This is a genomic window from Delftia sp. ASV31 (genome assembly GCF_016428765.1).
GTDB classification, from domain to species: Bacteria; Pseudomonadota; Gammaproteobacteria; order Burkholderiales; family Burkholderiaceae_C; genus Comamonas; species Comamonas acidovorans.
This window is the reverse complement of sequence record NZ_JAELTK010000014.1, coordinates 42,036-56,019: the sequence shown is the minus strand read 5'-3', so window position 1 is coordinate 56,019 and position 13,984 is coordinate 42,036. Positions and strand designations below refer to the sequence as shown.

The 13,984-nt window shown below is 67.0% G+C and carries 15 protein-coding genes; 6 read left to right on the top strand and 9 right to left on the bottom strand.

All coding sequences use genetic code 11. The features are described from left to right. Positions 1-20: 20 nt before the first annotated feature. Genes JHD82_RS07565 through JHD82_RS07555 form a run of 3 tightly spaced genes read right to left on the bottom strand, consistent with a single transcriptional unit; the run spans position 21 to position 2,236 of the window. Positions 21-1,010: an HD-GYP domain-containing protein gene (locus tag JHD82_RS07565; RefSeq protein ID WP_199135875.1), complete on the bottom strand. Its 990-nt coding sequence runs from the start codon at positions 1,008-1,010 to the stop codon at positions 21-23. A 40-nt stretch (positions 1,011-1,050) separates the two neighbouring features. Beyond that, complete coding sequence (locus JHD82_RS07560) at positions 1,051-1,716, bottom strand: TIGR02281 family clan AA aspartic protease (RefSeq protein ID WP_199135874.1); 666 nt, start codon at positions 1,714-1,716, stop codon at positions 1,051-1,053. Between the two features lie 34 nt (positions 1,717-1,750). Further along, complete coding sequence (locus JHD82_RS07555; RefSeq protein ID WP_012206580.1) at positions 1,751-2,236, bottom strand: YajQ family cyclic di-GMP-binding protein; 486 nt, start codon at positions 2,234-2,236, stop codon at positions 1,751-1,753. A 104-nt stretch (positions 2,237-2,340) separates the two neighbouring features. Here JHD82_RS07555 and murB point away from each other — a divergent pair, with 104 nt between their 5' ends. Beyond that, complete coding sequence (murB, locus tag JHD82_RS07550; RefSeq protein WP_063325857.1) at positions 2,341-3,441, top strand: UDP-N-acetylmuramate dehydrogenase; 1,101 nt, start codon at positions 2,341-2,343, stop codon at positions 3,439-3,441. A gap of 96 nt (positions 3,442-3,537) precedes the next feature. On the opposite strand, the gene JHD82_RS07545 is transcribed toward murB, so the two are convergent. Next, the gene (locus JHD82_RS07545; RefSeq protein ID WP_199135873.1) at positions 3,538-3,903 is read right to left on the bottom strand and encodes an SPW repeat protein; all 366 of its coding nucleotides are present in this window, start codon (positions 3,901-3,903) and stop codon (positions 3,538-3,540) included. Positions 3,904-4,001: 98 nt separating this feature from the next. Beyond that, on the bottom strand, positions 4,002-4,871 hold the full coding sequence (locus JHD82_RS07540; protein WP_012206577.1) for an MBL fold metallo-hydrolase: 870 nt from the start codon (positions 4,869-4,871) through the stop codon (positions 4,002-4,004). 138 nt (positions 4,872-5,009) lie between these two features. Here JHD82_RS07540 and JHD82_RS07535 point away from each other — a divergent pair, with 138 nt between their 5' ends. After that, positions 5,010-5,909: a LysR family transcriptional regulator gene (locus tag JHD82_RS07535; protein ID WP_034363649.1), complete on the top strand. Its 900-nt coding sequence runs from the start codon at positions 5,010-5,012 to the stop codon at positions 5,907-5,909. 201 nt (positions 5,910-6,110) lie between these two features. Here the strand turns inward: JHD82_RS07535 and argG are convergent, their stop codons facing one another. The 4 genes from argG to JHD82_RS07515 all read right to left on the bottom strand — a co-directional run bounded on the left by argG (position 6,111) and on the right by JHD82_RS07515 (position 9,257). Continuing rightward, positions 6,111-7,445, bottom strand: coding sequence for an argininosuccinate synthase (gene argG / locus JHD82_RS07530; RefSeq protein WP_012206575.1), 1,335 nt, complete (start codon positions 7,443-7,445; stop codon positions 6,111-6,113). Positions 7,446-7,563: 118 nt separating this feature from the next. Further along, the gene (locus JHD82_RS07525; RefSeq protein WP_012206574.1) at positions 7,564-7,881 is read right to left on the bottom strand and encodes a pyrimidine/purine nucleoside phosphorylase; all 318 of its coding nucleotides are present in this window, start codon (positions 7,879-7,881) and stop codon (positions 7,564-7,566) included. A gap of 127 nt (positions 7,882-8,008) precedes the next feature. Then, entirely contained in the window at positions 8,009-8,752 is a 744-nt protein-coding gene (locus JHD82_RS07520; RefSeq protein WP_199135872.1) for a glycine zipper 2TM domain-containing protein, read from the bottom strand. A gap of 127 nt (positions 8,753-8,879) precedes the next feature. After that, the gene (locus tag JHD82_RS07515; protein ID WP_199135871.1) at positions 8,880-9,257 is read right to left on the bottom strand and encodes an ArsC family reductase; all 378 of its coding nucleotides are present in this window, start codon (positions 9,255-9,257) and stop codon (positions 8,880-8,882) included. A gap of 79 nt (positions 9,258-9,336) precedes the next feature. Between JHD82_RS07515 and folC the strand changes: the two genes are divergently transcribed. The 4 genes from folC to purF all read left to right on the top strand — a co-directional run bounded on the left by folC (position 9,337) and on the right by purF (position 13,848). Then, positions 9,337-10,659 (top strand): bifunctional tetrahydrofolate synthase/dihydrofolate synthase, encoded by a 1,323-nt coding sequence (gene folC, locus JHD82_RS07510; RefSeq protein ID WP_013801586.1) that lies wholly within the window; start codon positions 9,337-9,339, stop codon positions 10,657-10,659. Positions 10,660-10,729: 70 nt separating this feature from the next. Beyond that, a complete protein-coding gene (locus JHD82_RS07505; RefSeq protein ID WP_199135870.1) occupies positions 10,730-11,665 on the top strand; it encodes an SPOR domain-containing protein in 936 nt (311 codons plus the stop codon). 49 nt (positions 11,666-11,714) lie between these two features. After that, a complete protein-coding gene (locus JHD82_RS07500) occupies positions 11,715-12,206 on the top strand; it encodes a CvpA family protein (RefSeq protein WP_012206569.1) in 492 nt (163 codons plus the stop codon). 133 nt (positions 12,207-12,339) lie between these two features. After that, positions 12,340-13,848 carry an amidophosphoribosyltransferase gene (purF, locus tag JHD82_RS07495; RefSeq protein ID WP_012206568.1) on the top strand — a complete coding sequence of 503 codons (1,509 nt, stop codon included), beginning with the start codon at positions 12,340-12,342 and terminating at the stop codon, positions 13,846-13,848. Positions 13,849-13,984 lie beyond the last annotated feature (136 nt).

The following is a 13,984-nucleotide window of genomic DNA, read 5'->3' as shown; positions in this document are numbered from 1 at the left end:
ACATGCGCGTGGCAGGCGCTTCAGATGTTGCCCGGCACCTGCACCATGCGGTACAGCGACTGGCTGCCGCGTGCGGCCAGCACGCCCAGCTGCGCCAGCGTGCGCGGGTCCAGCTCCAGCGTGATGGCGGCGCGCGCCAGTGCCGAGCGGATGCGGGGGCCGTCCTCGCCTTCATGGATGACGGGCGGATACAGGCTGGCGCCATCGGCGCCGATCACGCTGGCCACCAGCGGCGGCTGCGGCGGCTCGCCACGGCGCAGCACCACGGCGATGTCGCCGTTGTCCAGCCGCACGTAGGTGCCGGGCGGGCACAGGCCCACGGCGCGCACCAGCGCGAAGCCCACCTCGTCGGAGTAGCGCTGCTGCTGGGTGAGCGCGCGCAGCGACTCGGCGGCGCTGCGGCCTTCGCGTGACTTGCGCGGGCTGATCAGGGCCGCGTAGCGGTCCACCGTGCCCAGGATGCGTACCAGGCGCTGCACCGGGGGCAGTGTGGCCAAGGGCTGCTGGGGTACGGCTTCATGGTGGCGGGCCACCAGTTCCAGCCACAGCGTGTCGTTGACGAACAGACGCGCCAGCAGGGCCTGGCTTTGCAGCGGATGGCGCTGCACGGCCTGCTGCTGGGCGGGGGTCAGCGGCTCGCGCTGCAGCGCCAGTTCGTCCTGCAGCGCGTTCATGCCGATGTTCATGGTCAGCGCGCCGCGTACCAGGGTGCGGTGCTCGGTCTCGTTCAGGCGCAGCTCGCGCGCCAGCACATGGCACAGGCAGGCGCAGACCAGGGCATGGGAGGCGCTGTAGCCCACGGTGGAGGAGCAGGCGCGCTGGAACATCAGGTACAGCGCGGCATCGCTGTCGTGGGCGATCAACTCCTGCAGCCACAGGTCGATCTGCTGCAGCTTGACCAGGAAGCCCTGCACCTGCAGCGGCGCGGACAGCAGCACGGACAGCGCGGCCTCCAGGTCGGACCACAGGCCCAGCAGGTCTTCGTAGGAATCGTCGGGGCGTCTGCTCATCGGTGGCGGGGTGCAGAAAACGGGGCGCGTGCAGGCCGCATCAGCGCCGCTCCAGCACCATCTCGCTGCCCTGGCGGGTCATCTGGACGTGGGCCAGAAAGCTGTTTCCCAGCAGCACATAGGGCATGGCAAGAGGGGCGACCACGGCGTCCACGCCAAAGACCTCGACATCGCCCACGCGCACCGAGTCCAGCCGCAGGCTCCAGCCCTGGGCGTCGCCATTGGCGGTGCGCATCATCACGGGCTGGCCCTTGAGAAAGGGCAGGCCCATGCGTTCGGCGTCGGACCGGCCTATCGCGACCGAGCTGGCGCCCGTGTCCACCATGTAGACCATGGTCTTGCCATTGATCTGGCCGCGTTCGATGAAATGGCCCCGGTTGTCGGCCTTGAGCACCACGCGCCGGCCGAGCGCGGGATCGCCCGCTGCCGCGCCCCGGCCGCCCAGGCTGATGGGCGCTTCGCCCAGGCGCAATGTATGGCGGCGGCCCTTGATTTCCACCTCGGCCGTGTCGCCCGATACCTGCAGCACGCGCACGTCCTGCAGGCTGTCGCCGGCCGCCAGCGCGCGCGGCGTGCCGCCGTCGATGACCAGCAGGGCCTTGCTGCCTAGCACGCCGCTGAGTGCCACGGACTGCGCTGCCGCCAGCGGCGGAAGCGCAGCGGCCACGCCGGCCAGGCTCAGAAGTACGGCACGCAGGTGGCGCATGGGGCTTGTGCTGGAGGGGTGGATTGCCGGGCGATCAGTCGCGGAAGTTGTTGAAGGACAGGGGATGGTCGGCCAGGTCCTTGCGGATCAGGGCCATGGCCGCCTGCAGGTCGTCGCGCTTGGCGCCCGTGACGCGCACGGCGTCGCCCTGGATGGCGGCCTGCACCTTGAGCTTGCTGTCCTTGATCAGCTTTTGCAGCTTCTTGCCCAGTTCGGCCTCGATGCCGTTCTTGACCTTGATGGTCTGCTTGAGCTTGTCGCCGCCGATCTTCTGTGCCTTCTGGATGTCCAGGAAGCGCACGTCCACGCTGCGCTTGGTCAGCTTGTTGCGCAGGATGTCCTCGACCTGCTGCAGCTGGAAGTCGGCATCGCCGAACAGCGTGATTTCCTTGTCCTTGAGTTCGATGGCGGCCGAGGTGCCCTTGAAGTCGAAGCGCGTGCCGATTTCCTTGGCGGTGTTCTCCACGGCGTTCTTCACTTCGACGAAGTCGGCTTCGCACACGGTGTCAAAAGAAGGCATGACAAATATTTCCTGTAAATGTTCTGAAAAAGTATCGCAGCGCGGGACCGGGCGATGCGGGCACGGTGCCGGAGGCGTGGGGACGCGGTGCGACAATCCGGCTGATGTTAGTCGAGAAAAATGTTCCGCTGCAGCATTGCAACAGCTTCGGCATCGCCGCCCGTGCCCACACCCTGGTGCGTGTGCGCAGCGACGAGGATATTCGCCATTTCCTGGCCGATCCGCTGTGGGGCCGCCAGCCCGTGTTCGTGCTGGGCGGCGGCAGCAACGTGGTGATCACGGGCGATGTCGACCCCGTGGTCCTCAAGATGGAGATAGCGGGCATGCGCCTGCTGCGCGAGACCGATCGCCACTGGATCGTCGAGGCCGGTGCCGGCGAGCGCTGGCACGACCTGGTGGCCTGGACCCTGTCGCAGGGCTATGGCGGCCTGGAGAACATGGCGCTGATTCCCGGCACAGTAGGCGCGTCGCCGGTGCAGAACATCGGCGCCTACGGGCTGGAGCTGCAGGACCGCTTCGAGTCGCTGGATGCCATCGACCTGGCCACGGGTGAATCCTTCACGCTGGATGCCGCGCAATGCGCCTTCGGCTACCGCGACTCGGTGTTCAAGCACGCCCCGGCCGAGCCCACGCCCGTGGCACGGGCGCGCATGAGCGGCGTGCCGCCGCGCGGCATGGGCCTCAAGGGCCGCGCCGTGATCACGCGCGTGCGCCTGGCCCTGCCCAAGGAGTGGAAGCCCGGCCTGGGCTACCTGGACCTGCAGCGCCGCCAGGCCGAGGCCGGCGTGGCCGAGCCCACGGCCCGCCAGATCTTCGACTGGGTCTGCGAGATCCGCCGCGCCAAGCTGCCCGATCCGGATCAGATCGGCAACGCCGGCAGCTTCTTCAAGAACCCGACGGTGACGCCCGAGCAGTGCGCCGACATCATTGCCCGCGAGCCCAAGATCGTGCACTACCCCATGGACGACGGCTCCATCAAGCTGGCCGCCGGCTGGCTGATCGATGCCTGCGGCTGGAAGGGCAAATCCATGGGCCGCGCCGGGGTGTATGACAAGCAGGCCCTGGTGCTGGTCAATCGGGGCGACCGGCACAGCGTGGACCGCAGCGTCACCGGGGGCGAGGTCATGACGCTGGCCGGCGCGATACAGACCAGCGTCTACGAGCGATTCGGCATCCGCCTGGAGCCCGAGCCCGTCGTGGTCTGATCGATCGACGGCCTCAAGAAAACAGCGGCCCGCAGACCACGGAGGCCTGCGGGCCGCTTTGCTTGCCTTGTATCAGCGCTTCAGTGCTTCAGCGCATCAGTGGGCGGAGTGGCTGCTGCGCCAGCCCATGTAGTCCTTGTCGGTCATCAGCACCCACAGCGCCAGCACCATGACCACCACGCCGGACACCACGGCATTGCGCATGGCATCCATCTGGCCGGCATAGCCCAGCAACCAGGGCGAGATCACCATCCACAGTCCCAGCAGGCCTTCGGTCCATTCCTCCCACGCGCGGGGCATGAAGATGGCCCCCAGCGCAGCGGCAATCAGCGCCAGGCCGATGACCACGCCATTGGCCGTGGGCGCCATCTGGTCCTGGAACCCGAGCACCCAGGGCGAGACCGCCAACCAGGCTCCCAGCAGGACATTGATCGGGTCCTGCCAATGCTTCATGTATTTCATGGCTGCACCTCCTGCCGCCACGACGAATGAGGGCGGCAACTCGTTGGATCAAGGCTGCAGCATGCAGGTTCCATGAGGATTTTTGTGAAAGTGCCTGCTTACCAGGGCATCTCGCCCTTGTTCACCTTGGCGCCAATGTCCAGCGACAGCGCCATGCCGGCCTGCGGGTAGGCCTGCTTCATGGCGCCGATCAGCTCGGCGCTGTTTGCGGCCTTGGCGGCGGCGGCCTCGAAACGCTGGAGATAGTCGCGTGTATAGGCGATGGCGCTGGCGTCCATGGCGGTGCCGGCCTGCATGTGGCCGGGCACGACGACGGCGGGCTTGAGGGCCTGCATCTCGTCCAGCTGCGCCAGCCAGGCCTTGCGCTCGGCGCTCTTTTGCGTGTCCGCCGTCCAGACATGCAGGTTGCCGAACACGCCCACGTTGCCGACGATGGCCTGCAGCGCAGGCACCCAGACATAGGGGCGGTGTGCCAGCGGGCCGGTGGTGCCGCGCAGCTCCAGAGTCTGGCCGTCCACGGTCACCGTATTGCCCTGCAGGGCCTCGGGCAGCACGGGATGGCTGGGGGCGTTGGCTCCCATCTTGGGGCCCCAGAAGGCCAGCTTGCCCTGCAGCTTGGACTCGATCTTCTCGCGCACGGCGGGCGTGGCCACGACCTTGGCCTGCGGGAACAGGTTCTTCAGCACCTCGGCGCCGAAGTAGTAGTCGGGGTCGGCATTGCTGATGAGGATGGTGGTCAGCTGCTTGCCGCTGTCCAGCACATTGGCGGCAATGCGCAGGCCGTCGGCGCGGGTGAAGCCGCTGTCCACGACCACGGCCTCCTTGGCGCCGGTGATCAGGGTGGAGGTCACGGCAAAGCTGTGTTCGTCGGCCTGGTAGACCTTCATCTGCAGCGGGGCGGGCGCCTGGGCATGGGACAGGCCGGCCGACAGGGCCAGGGTGAGCGAAAGCACGGTGGTGCGAAGCATGTCGATTTCCTTTGAAAAAAGCACAAGACAGAAAACGGGTGGCAGCGCCGTGCTGCCATGTGCCGTACTTTAGTTTTTGAAATCGAGCAGATAAACCGCAGAATATGCGCTTGTTTGTTGCAGAAATAGAGCAGATCCATGGACCGATTGCTGGCGATGCAGGTGTTTGCCACGGTGGCTGAATGCGGCAGCTTCACGGCGGCGGCCGAGCGGCTGGACCTGTCGCGTGCCATGGCCACGCGCCATGTGGAGTCGCTGGAGCAGTGGCTGGGCGCGCGCCTGCTGCACCGCACCACGCGCCGCGTCTCGCTCACCGATGCCGGTGCGCAGTGCCTGCGCTACAGCCAGCAGATGCTGGCCCTGGCCGATGAGGTGCAAGGCGAGATGCGCGCCGGCGACAGCCAGTTGCGCGGCCTGCTGCGCGTGACCTGCAGCATGTCCTTCGGCCATGCGCAGATGGCGCCGGCCATTGCGCAGTTCATGCGGCTGCACCCGCACCTCAAGATCGACCTGCTGGTGGACGACGGCGCGCTGGACCTGGTGCAGCAGCGCATCGACCTGGCCATACGCATCAGCGCCGATCCCGGCGCGGCACTCATCGGCCGGCCGCTGGCCGTGTGCGAATCGGTGCTGGTGGCCTCGCCCGCCTACCTGGACGCGGCAGGGCGGCCGCAGACACCGGCCCAGTTGCAGGCCCACCGCTGCCTGGGCCATATGCGCGTGGGCCGCAATGTCTGGCAATTGGCGCGGCGTGACGACGAAAGCGATGAGCAGCAGATCGCCGTCACCACCTGGTTCAACGCCAACGAAGCCACCGTGCTGGCCGCCGCTGCCGTCGAGGGTGCGGGCATCGCCTTGCAGCCAACCTACCTGGTCCAGCCCATGCTGCAGGCCGGCCAGCTGGAGCTGGTGCTGCCGGACTGGCGCCCGCAGCCGCTGACCGTGCATGCGCTGTACAGCTCGCGCCGTCACCTGCCGGTGGCCGTGCGCGCGCTGCTGGATTTTCTCGTGCAGCGCTTCGAGGGCGCGCGCTGGTAGCAAGGGCGTAAAAAAGCCGCCTTGCGGCGGCTTGTGGGATGCAAGTGTGCGATTTTCTGGCCCATGGCGTCGCGTGCTTGGCGGGCGCGTCCCATGCCAGGGACGCCGAGCAAGGGCCGCCCCGCAGCGAGGGCGTCGTCCCCCTCCCTCGCGAAGCGAGTAGAGAGGGGGAAGCGGCGTCAGCCGCTCAGGGGGTGTAGGTCATTCCTTGCCGCCCAATTGGGGCAGGGCGGTGCTGGTGCCCAGCGACAGCAGGCCGGCCTTGGCGTAGATGGCCAGCTTGTCGCGCGTGTCCATCAGGTCCAGGTTGCGCATGGTCAGCTGGCCAATGCGGTCGGCGGGGCTGAAGGGCGCGTCCTCGACCTTTTCCATCGACAGGCGCTCGGGAGCGTAGGTCAGGTTGGGCGATTCGGTGTTCAGGATGGAGTAGTCGTTGCCGCGGCGCAGTTCCAGCGTCACGGTGCCGGTCACGGCGCGGGCCACCCAGCGCTGGGCGGTTTCTCGCAGCATGATGGCCTGCGGGTCGAACCAGCGGCCCTGGTACAGCAGGCGGCCCAGGCGCAGGCCGTTGATGCGGTACTGCTCGATGGTGTCCTCGTTGTGGATGCCGGTCACCAGGCGCTCGTAGGCGATGTGCAGCAGGGCCATGCCGGGGGCTTCGTAGATGCCGCGGCTCTTGGCTTCGATGATGCGGTTCTCGATCTGGTCGCTCATGCCCAGGCCGTGGCGGCCGCCGATGCGGTTGGCTTCCAGGAACAGCTCCACGGGGTCGGCGATTTCCTTGCCGTTGATGGCCACGGGGCGGCCTTCGTCAAAGGTCACCGACACTTCCTCGGCCTTGACCTCGACTTCGGGCTTCCAGAACGCCACGCCCATGATGGGGTTGACGATGCGGATGCCGCTGTTCAGGAACTCCAGGTCCTTGGCCTCGTGCGTGGCGCCCAGCATGTTGCTGTCGGTCGAGTAGGCCTTCTCGGCGCTCATCTTGTAGCCGAAGCCTTCCTTGGTCATGAAGGCCGACATCTCGGCGCGACCGCCGAGCTCGTCGATGAAGGTCTGGTCCAGCCAGGGCTTGTAGATCTTCAGCGCGGGGTTGGTCAGCAGGCCGTAGCGGTAGAAGCGCTCGATGTCGTTGCCCTTGAAGGTCGAGCCGTCACCCCAGATGTTGACGTCGTCTTCCTTCATGGCGGCCACCAGCATGGTGCCGGTCACGGCACGGCCCAGGGGCGTGGTGTTGAAGTAGGTGATGCCGCCCGTGGAGATGTGGAAGGCGCCGGCCTGGATGGCGGCAATGCCTTCGCCGGCCAGCTGCGAGCGGCAGTCGATCAGGCGTGCCTGCTCGGCGCCGTACTCCATGGCCTTGCGGGGGATTTCGTCGTAGTCGGCCTCGTCGGGCTGGCCCAGGTTGGCCGTGTAGGCGTAGGGCAGGGCGCCCTTGTTCTTCATCCAGCGCAGGGCAGCGCTGGTGTCCAGGCCGCCCGAGAAGGCGATGCCGACCTTCTGGCCGACGGGAACGTTTTGCAGGATGGTTTCCATACGATGCTTCTCTCAAAAACGATGGCGGCTGGCGTGCGGGACGCGGCTGCCGGAAAACACGGAAGGCGCCTTGGCGCCGTCATGTCGAATGCGTCGGTCTGCTCAGGCGCTCACGCGCTCAGGCGTAGTGGCAGATGTAGTGGTAGGCCTCGGTCACGCGGATGTCGAACTTGGAGTTCGCAGGCACCTGGAAGGACTCTCCGGCCTTGGAGGTCAGCCACTGGTCCGAACCGTCGAGCTTGTACTCGCAGGAGCCGGCCACGCACTCCATGATCTCGGCAGCGGCCGTGCCGAAAGTCAGCTGGCTGGGCAGCACCACGCCGGCAGACTTCTTCGTGCCATCGGCCAGCGTGAAGCCGTGGCTGATGCATTTGCCGTCGAAATAGACATTGGCCTTGGTGGTCAGGGTGATGCCAGAGATGGTTTCGGTGGTCATGGAAGCTGGGCAGAGGGTGGACTAAACCGTCCATTTTAGGCCAGCACCCGGCCGCTGCCCGTACGTGCTGGCCGCCGCCATGCAAAAAGCCCCTTGTCGGGGCTTGCGGGGCGAGCGCATGGCGGCCTCAGCGGCGCCAGCCATGGCGGTAGCCGCCGCGCCAGCCGTGATAGCTGGGGCGCGAGGCGTAGTACACGCCGGCAGCAAGGGCTGCACCAATCACCACGGGCGCCACATAGTCACCGGCCGAATACACCGGTTGCACCGGCTGGACCGGGTAGTAACCACCGTCGTAGTAATTGTTTTCATAGACCACGGGCGGCGGCACGGGCGTGGTGGAGTACGCGGCCTGGGGCGGCTGGTTGGTGCTGTAGTAACCATTGCTGCCGTAGGCGCCGCTGTTGGCGGCGGGCTGCACGCTCAGTGCGATCCAGTCGCCAGGCGGCGTGGCGGTCCGCGTCGTGTAGTTGCGGCCCGCGTACTCATAGACCACGTCGTAGGCCACGGCGCGGTTCTGGTAGTAGGTCTGGGTGGTGCAGTTGCGCACCGTCTGGTATTGGGGCTGCTGTCCCGAGGCTTCAGCCTGGTTGCCCAGCATGGCGCCGCCAATCACGCCGGCTGCCGTGGCCGCAGCGCGTCCGCCGCCGTGTCCAATGGCGTTGCCTACCACGCCGCCCGCCAGCGCACCCAGCACGGCGCCCGCGCCCGAGGTGCTGCGCTGGCCCGAGTAGACGTTCTCATCGCGGCAGACCTGCTGGGGCACGGCCACCTGTTGCGTCACCGGGGTCACGGAAAGCACCCGGCCTTGCTCCTGGGCCAGGGCTACGGTGGCGGTCGTGGCCGCCAGCGTCAAAAGAACCAGGGATTTCATGATTGCACTCCTGTTGCGCTGGCGGTACTTCCTGCCAGGCTCCATGCAAGTGTATTCCTCGGACCCGAAAAGCTGTTTGCGGCCACGTAAATCCACGTAATAAGCTGTTCCAGGCTTGACGGCAGTGTTAGCGCTTGCCCTCGTGGGCCAGCTCTGCCCAGGTATCGGGCGCAAAACCCACGGTGATGCGTCCCTGCGGCCATCGGACGACCGGGCGCTTGATGACGCTGGGCTGCTGCTGCATGAGGGCTGCGGCACCGGCCGCATCCTGGGCGCCGGCCTGGGTGTCAGCGTCGAGCTTGCGCCAGGTCGTGCCCTGGCGGTTGAGCAGCTTTTCCCAGCCCACGGCCTGCATCCAGGCAGGCAGTTGTGCGGCAGGGACGCCCTGTTTCTTGAAGTCGTGGAATTCGTAGGCGATGCCCTGGTCGGCAAGCCAGGCGCGGGCCTTCTTGACGGTGTCGCAGTTGGGAATGCCGTAGAGCGTCACAGTGTGTGAGGTGGTCATGATTGGTTGCAGTTGCCGCAGTCAATGGATGGCGAGGACCCCATAAGGACACTGTCCCTGGGTAACAATAGCGCGCAGTATGCACACCTCATTTCCCACATTGGATGCATGGCTCGCATATTGCGAGCGCCTGCACCCCAAGAATATCGCGCTGGGCCTGGATCGCGTGCGCGAAGTCGCCCAGCGCCTGGACCTGCGTTTCGACTGCCCCGTGATCACGGTGGCAGGCACCAATGGCAAGGGCTCGACCTGCGCCATGCTGGAGGCCGTGGCGCTGCAGTCGGGCTTTCGCCCCGGCGTCTACACATCGCCGCATCTGGTGCATTTCGAGGAGCGCTGCCGCGTGGGCGGCGAGATCGTGAAGGCCGCCGAGCTGCTGCCGCAGTTCGAGGCCGTGGAGCAGGCGCGCGTGCAGGGCACGGAAGTGGCGCTCACCTATTTCGAATTCACCACGCTGGCCATCCTGCGGCTGATGAGCCAGTCCAGGCTGGATGTGGCGATTCTCGAAGTGGGGCTGGGCGGACGGCTGGATGCGACCAATGTGATCGACGCCGATTGCGCCGTCATCACCAGCATCGACATCGACCATGTGGAATTCCTGGGCCCGGACCGCGAGAGCATCGGCCGCGAGAAGGCCGGCATCATGCGCGCCGGCCGGCCGGTGGTGGTCAGCGATCCCATGCCGCCGCAAAGCGTGCTGGACCATGCACAGGCCATTGGCGCCGATCTCTGGCGCCTGGGCCAGGACTTCAACTTCTCGGGCGACAAGCAGCAGTGGGGCTGGGCCGGACGCGGGCGGCGCTATGCGGGCCTGGCCTATCCGGCGCTGCGCGGCGCCAACCAGCTGGTCAATGCATCGGGTGCGCTGGCCGCGCTCGAAGCCATTCGCAGCCGCCTTCCGGTCACGGCCCAGGCCGTGCGCACGGGGCTGGCCATGGTCGAGCTGCCGGGGCGTTTCCAGATCATTCCGGGCCAGCCCACGCTGGTGCTGGATGTTGCGCACAACCCGCATTCGGTGGCGGCGCTGACGGCCAACCTCGACGCCATGGGCTACTTCCCCTGCACGCATGCGGTGTTCGGCGCCATGCACGACAAGGACCTGGCGCCCATGCTGGGCAGGATCGCACCGCTGATCGACCGCTGGTACCTGACCGACCTGCCCACGCCGCGCGCCGAGAGCGCCGAGGTGCTGCGCCAGAAGATCGAAGCCCTGCCGCCCGCGCCCGGCGTGCCCCGCGAGCTGTCGGTGGCCACCTTCGCAAACCCGCAGCTGGCGCTGGATGCAGCGGTTCTGGCTGCAGGTCCCACTGATAGAATCGTGGTCTTTGGCTCGTTCTTCACGGTGGGCGGCGTGCTGCAGGACGGCCCGCCCCGGCTGAACGCCAAGCATCTGGGCACCTGAATCCAGTGATCCGCACCGCAGGCGGCCATCGTGGCCGCTGTGGTGGCCGATATGAACGAGTCCGCACTCCATGGCATTTTTCAATTTTCGTTGGCCCGGCAAAAAAGACGACGGTGATTCGTCGTCCGCATCGAGGCGGCCCACACGGCTGGGACAGGCGGAAAGCGTCGATGTCATGCGCCGCCGGGCGCGCCACCGCCTCATCGGCGCTGCCGTGCTGGTCCTGGCGGGCGTGGTGGGTTTCCCCCTGCTGTTCGACACCCAGCCGCGCCCGATTCCCGTAGACATCCCCATCGAGATTCCTGACCGCGACAAGGTTGCGCCCCTGGTCGTGCCCGGCGCCAATGCCGTGGACGCCCATTCGCATGGCGCGGCTGCGCCGACGGGCCGCGTGTCGGCCCAGGCTTCGCTGGGTGCCGATGAGGAAGAGGTTCCCATGGGCAGGCCATCGGCGCCGTCCGTGCCGTCCATGCCTGTGGCGCCTCCCGTTTCCCAGGTGGCTCCGGTCAAGCCTGAAGCGAAGCCCGAGGCAAAGCCGGAGCCCAAGCCCGCCGCCAAGCCTGAGACCAAACCCGAGCCCAAGCCGGAACCCAAGCCCAAGCCTGAGCCGGCCAAACCCGAGCACAAGCCGGAGCCCAAGCCCGAACCGAAACCCGAGCCCAAGCCAAAGCCCGAACCCAAGCCCGAGCCGTCCAGGAGCGACGATGCCGCGCGTGCCCGCGCCCTGCTGGAAGGACGCAGCGCGCCCGCCGCTTCAACGGCGGCCGCGGCGACGGACGAACGCTTCATCGTGCAGGTCGGTGCCTTCTCCGACGCCGGCAAGGCCCAGGAAATTCGCGCCAAGCTGGAGCTGGCGGGCCTGAAGACTTTCACGCAGGTGGTGGACACCAAGGACGGCAAGCGCACGCGGGTGCGTGTGGGCCCGTTCAACGGCCGTGCCGAAGCAGACAAGGCGGCGGCGCGCGTCAAGGGCCAGGGCCTGCCGGCGTCGGTGATCAAGCTCTGACGCGGTGACGTACATCTTGCAAAGCAGCACGGGCGCACAGAAATAGCGTATGTCCACGGTGGACTGGGTTTTGCTGGCCTGCGTGCTGGCCTCGATGCTGCTTGGCGCCTGGCGCGGGCTGGTGTACGAGGTGCTGTCTCTGCTGGGCTGGCTGGTGGCCTTTGTCGTGGCCCGCATCTGGGCGGCCGACGTGGCGCTGTGGCTGCCCATGCAGGACTGGGACATGCAGCTGCGCTACGCCGCAGGCTTTGTGCTGTTGTTCGTGCTGGCGCTGTTCGGCTGGGGCTTGGTGTCCTGGCTGTCGCGCCGGCTGATCGAGGCGGTGGGCCTGAGGCCCGTGGACCGCACGCTGGGCGCGCTGTTCGGCGTGCTGCGCGGGGCGCTGCTGGCCCTGGTGGCAACGATGGTGATCAGCTACACGCCGCTGCACCAGGGGCAGTGGTGGCAGGATTCAGCCCTGGCGCCATGGCTGATGCAGGCGCTGGCTGTGGTTTTGCCACAGCTGCCGCAGGAATGGGGACGCTATCTGCCGGCTGCATGACAAGGCGCTGCAGCGCAGGAGTCGGCTGGCGGAAACAGTTTGGATAGAGAAATCGGGCGCAGGCGTGGCCAATGGGTGGCTGCTACGGCCCAGACAGCGAAGGGCGACCTTCGCAAACGGATGGAACGCAACTATGTGTGGAATCGTTGGTGTAGTCAGCACCGCGCCCGTGAATCAACTGATCTATGACGCCCTGCTGCTGCTGCAGCACCGTGGCCAGGATGCCGCAGGCATCGTGACCCAGCAGGAGCGCAAGTTCTTCATGCACAAGGCCAAGGGCATGGTGCGCGACGTGTTCCGCACCCGCAACATGCGTGCCCTGCCGGGCACGGTGGGCCTGGGTCAGGTGCGCTACCCGACGGCCGGCAACGCGACCAGCGAGGAAGAGGCCCAGCCCTTCTACGTGAACGCGCCCTTCGGCATCGTCATGGTGCACAACGGCAACCTGACCAATGCCAAGCAGCTGCGCGAGGAGCTGTCGGACACCGACCACCGCCACACCAACACCGAGAGCGACTCCGAAGTCCTGCTCAACGTGCTGGCCCACGAGCTGGCCCGCGCCAGCAGTGGCGCGCCGCTCAAGAGCGAAGACGTGTTCCAGGCCGTCAGTGCCGTGCACAAGCGCATCAAGGGCTCGTATGCGGTGATCGCGCTGATCGCCGGCTACGGCCTGCTGGCCTTCCGCGACCCGTTCGGCATCCGCCCCCTGTGCATGGGCCGCGGTGCCGACGGCTCGGTGATGCTGGCCAGCGAGTCCGTGGCCCTGGAAGGCACGCTGCACCAGCTCGAGCGCGATGTCGCCCCGGGCGAGGCCGTGTTCGTGCACAGCGACGGCCAGGTCGAAACCCGCCAGTGCTCTGAAAAGAGCGAGCTGCACCCCTGCGTGTTCGAGTACGTGTACCTGGCCCGCCCGGACTCCGTGCTGGATGGCATCTCCGTCTACCAGGCCCGCCTGAACATGGGCGAGACGCTGGCCAAGCGCGTGGTCTCCACCGTGCCGCCCAACGAGATCGACGCCATCATCCCGATTCCCGAATCCAGCCGCCCCAGCGCCATGCAGCTGGCCCAGCTGCTGGGCATTCCGTACCGCGAAGGCTTCGTCAAGAACCGCTACGTGGGCCGGACCTTCATCATGCCGGGCCAGTCCTCGCGCAAGAAATCGGTGCGCCAGAAACTCAACGCCATTGGCAGCGAGTTCAAGGGCCGCAAGGTGCTGCTGGTGGATGACTCCATCGTGCGCGGCACCACCTCCAAGGAAATCGTGCAGATGGCGCGTGATGCCGGTGCCGTCAAGGTCTACCTGGCCTCGGCAGCGCCTCCGGTGCGCCATCCCAACGTCTACGGCATCGACATGCCCACGCGCGCCGAACTGGTGGCGCATGGCCGCACGGTCGAGGAAATCCGCCAGGTCATCGGTGCCGACGCGCTGATCTACCAGGACGTGGCCGCCATGAAGCAGACCGTGGGCAAGATCAACCCGCAGGTGCAGGGCTTCGAGGCCTCGTGCTTCGACGGCGTCTACATCACGGGCGACATCTCCGAGGACGAAGTCACGGCACTCAATGAAGGCCGCAACCGCGGCGGCGAGGAAGAGTCCAGCGACGCCTCGCGCCTGTCCCTGCCCAACGCCCAGGAAGCCTGAGCCCGAGCCCGAGCCTGACTCCGAGCGATTAGGCTTCAGTGACAATACGGGGGCGGGCCTGAGGCCCGCCCTTTTTTGACAAATGAGCTAAAAGCGCTGGTGCTGGAGGACTGCAGGCTGCAACGCCCAGCAAGTC

Coding starts and splice junctions, on each gene's coding strand:
- JHD82_RS07565 (WP_199135875.1), bottom strand. CDS start 1,010: ATGAGCAGACGCCCCGACGATTCCTACGAAGACCTGCTGGGCCTGTGG.
- JHD82_RS07560 (WP_199135874.1), bottom strand. CDS start 1,716: ATGCGCCACCTGCGTGCCGTACTTCTGAGCCTGGCCGGCGTGGCCGCT.
- JHD82_RS07555 (WP_012206580.1), bottom strand. CDS start 2,236: ATGCCTTCTTTTGACACCGTGTGCGAAGCCGACTTCGTCGAAGTGAAG.
- murB (WP_063325857.1), top strand. CDS start 2,341: ATGTTAGTCGAGAAAAATGTTCCGCTGCAGCATTGCAACAGCTTCGGC.
- JHD82_RS07545 (WP_199135873.1), bottom strand. CDS start 3,903: ATGAAATACATGAAGCATTGGCAGGACCCGATCAATGTCCTGCTGGGA.
- JHD82_RS07540 (WP_012206577.1), bottom strand. CDS start 4,871: ATGCTTCGCACCACCGTGCTTTCGCTCACCCTGGCCCTGTCGGCCGGC.
- JHD82_RS07535 (WP_034363649.1), top strand. CDS start 5,010: ATGGACCGATTGCTGGCGATGCAGGTGTTTGCCACGGTGGCTGAATGC.
- argG (WP_012206575.1), bottom strand. CDS start 7,445: ATGGAAACCATCCTGCAAAACGTTCCCGTCGGCCAGAAGGTCGGCATC.
- JHD82_RS07525 (WP_012206574.1), bottom strand. CDS start 7,881: ATGACCACCGAAACCATCTCTGGCATCACCCTGACCACCAAGGCCAAT.
- JHD82_RS07520 (WP_199135872.1), bottom strand. CDS start 8,752: ATGAAATCCCTGGTTCTTTTGACGCTGGCGGCCACGACCGCCACCGTA.
- JHD82_RS07515 (WP_199135871.1), bottom strand. CDS start 9,257: ATGACCACCTCACACACTGTGACGCTCTACGGCATTCCCAACTGCGAC.
- folC (WP_013801586.1), top strand. CDS start 9,337: ATGCACACCTCATTTCCCACATTGGATGCATGGCTCGCATATTGCGAG.
- JHD82_RS07505 (WP_199135870.1), top strand. CDS start 10,730: ATGGCATTTTTCAATTTTCGTTGGCCCGGCAAAAAAGACGACGGTGAT.
- JHD82_RS07500 (WP_012206569.1), top strand. CDS start 11,715: ATGTCCACGGTGGACTGGGTTTTGCTGGCCTGCGTGCTGGCCTCGATG.
- purF (WP_012206568.1), top strand. CDS start 12,340: ATGTGTGGAATCGTTGGTGTAGTCAGCACCGCGCCCGTGAATCAACTG.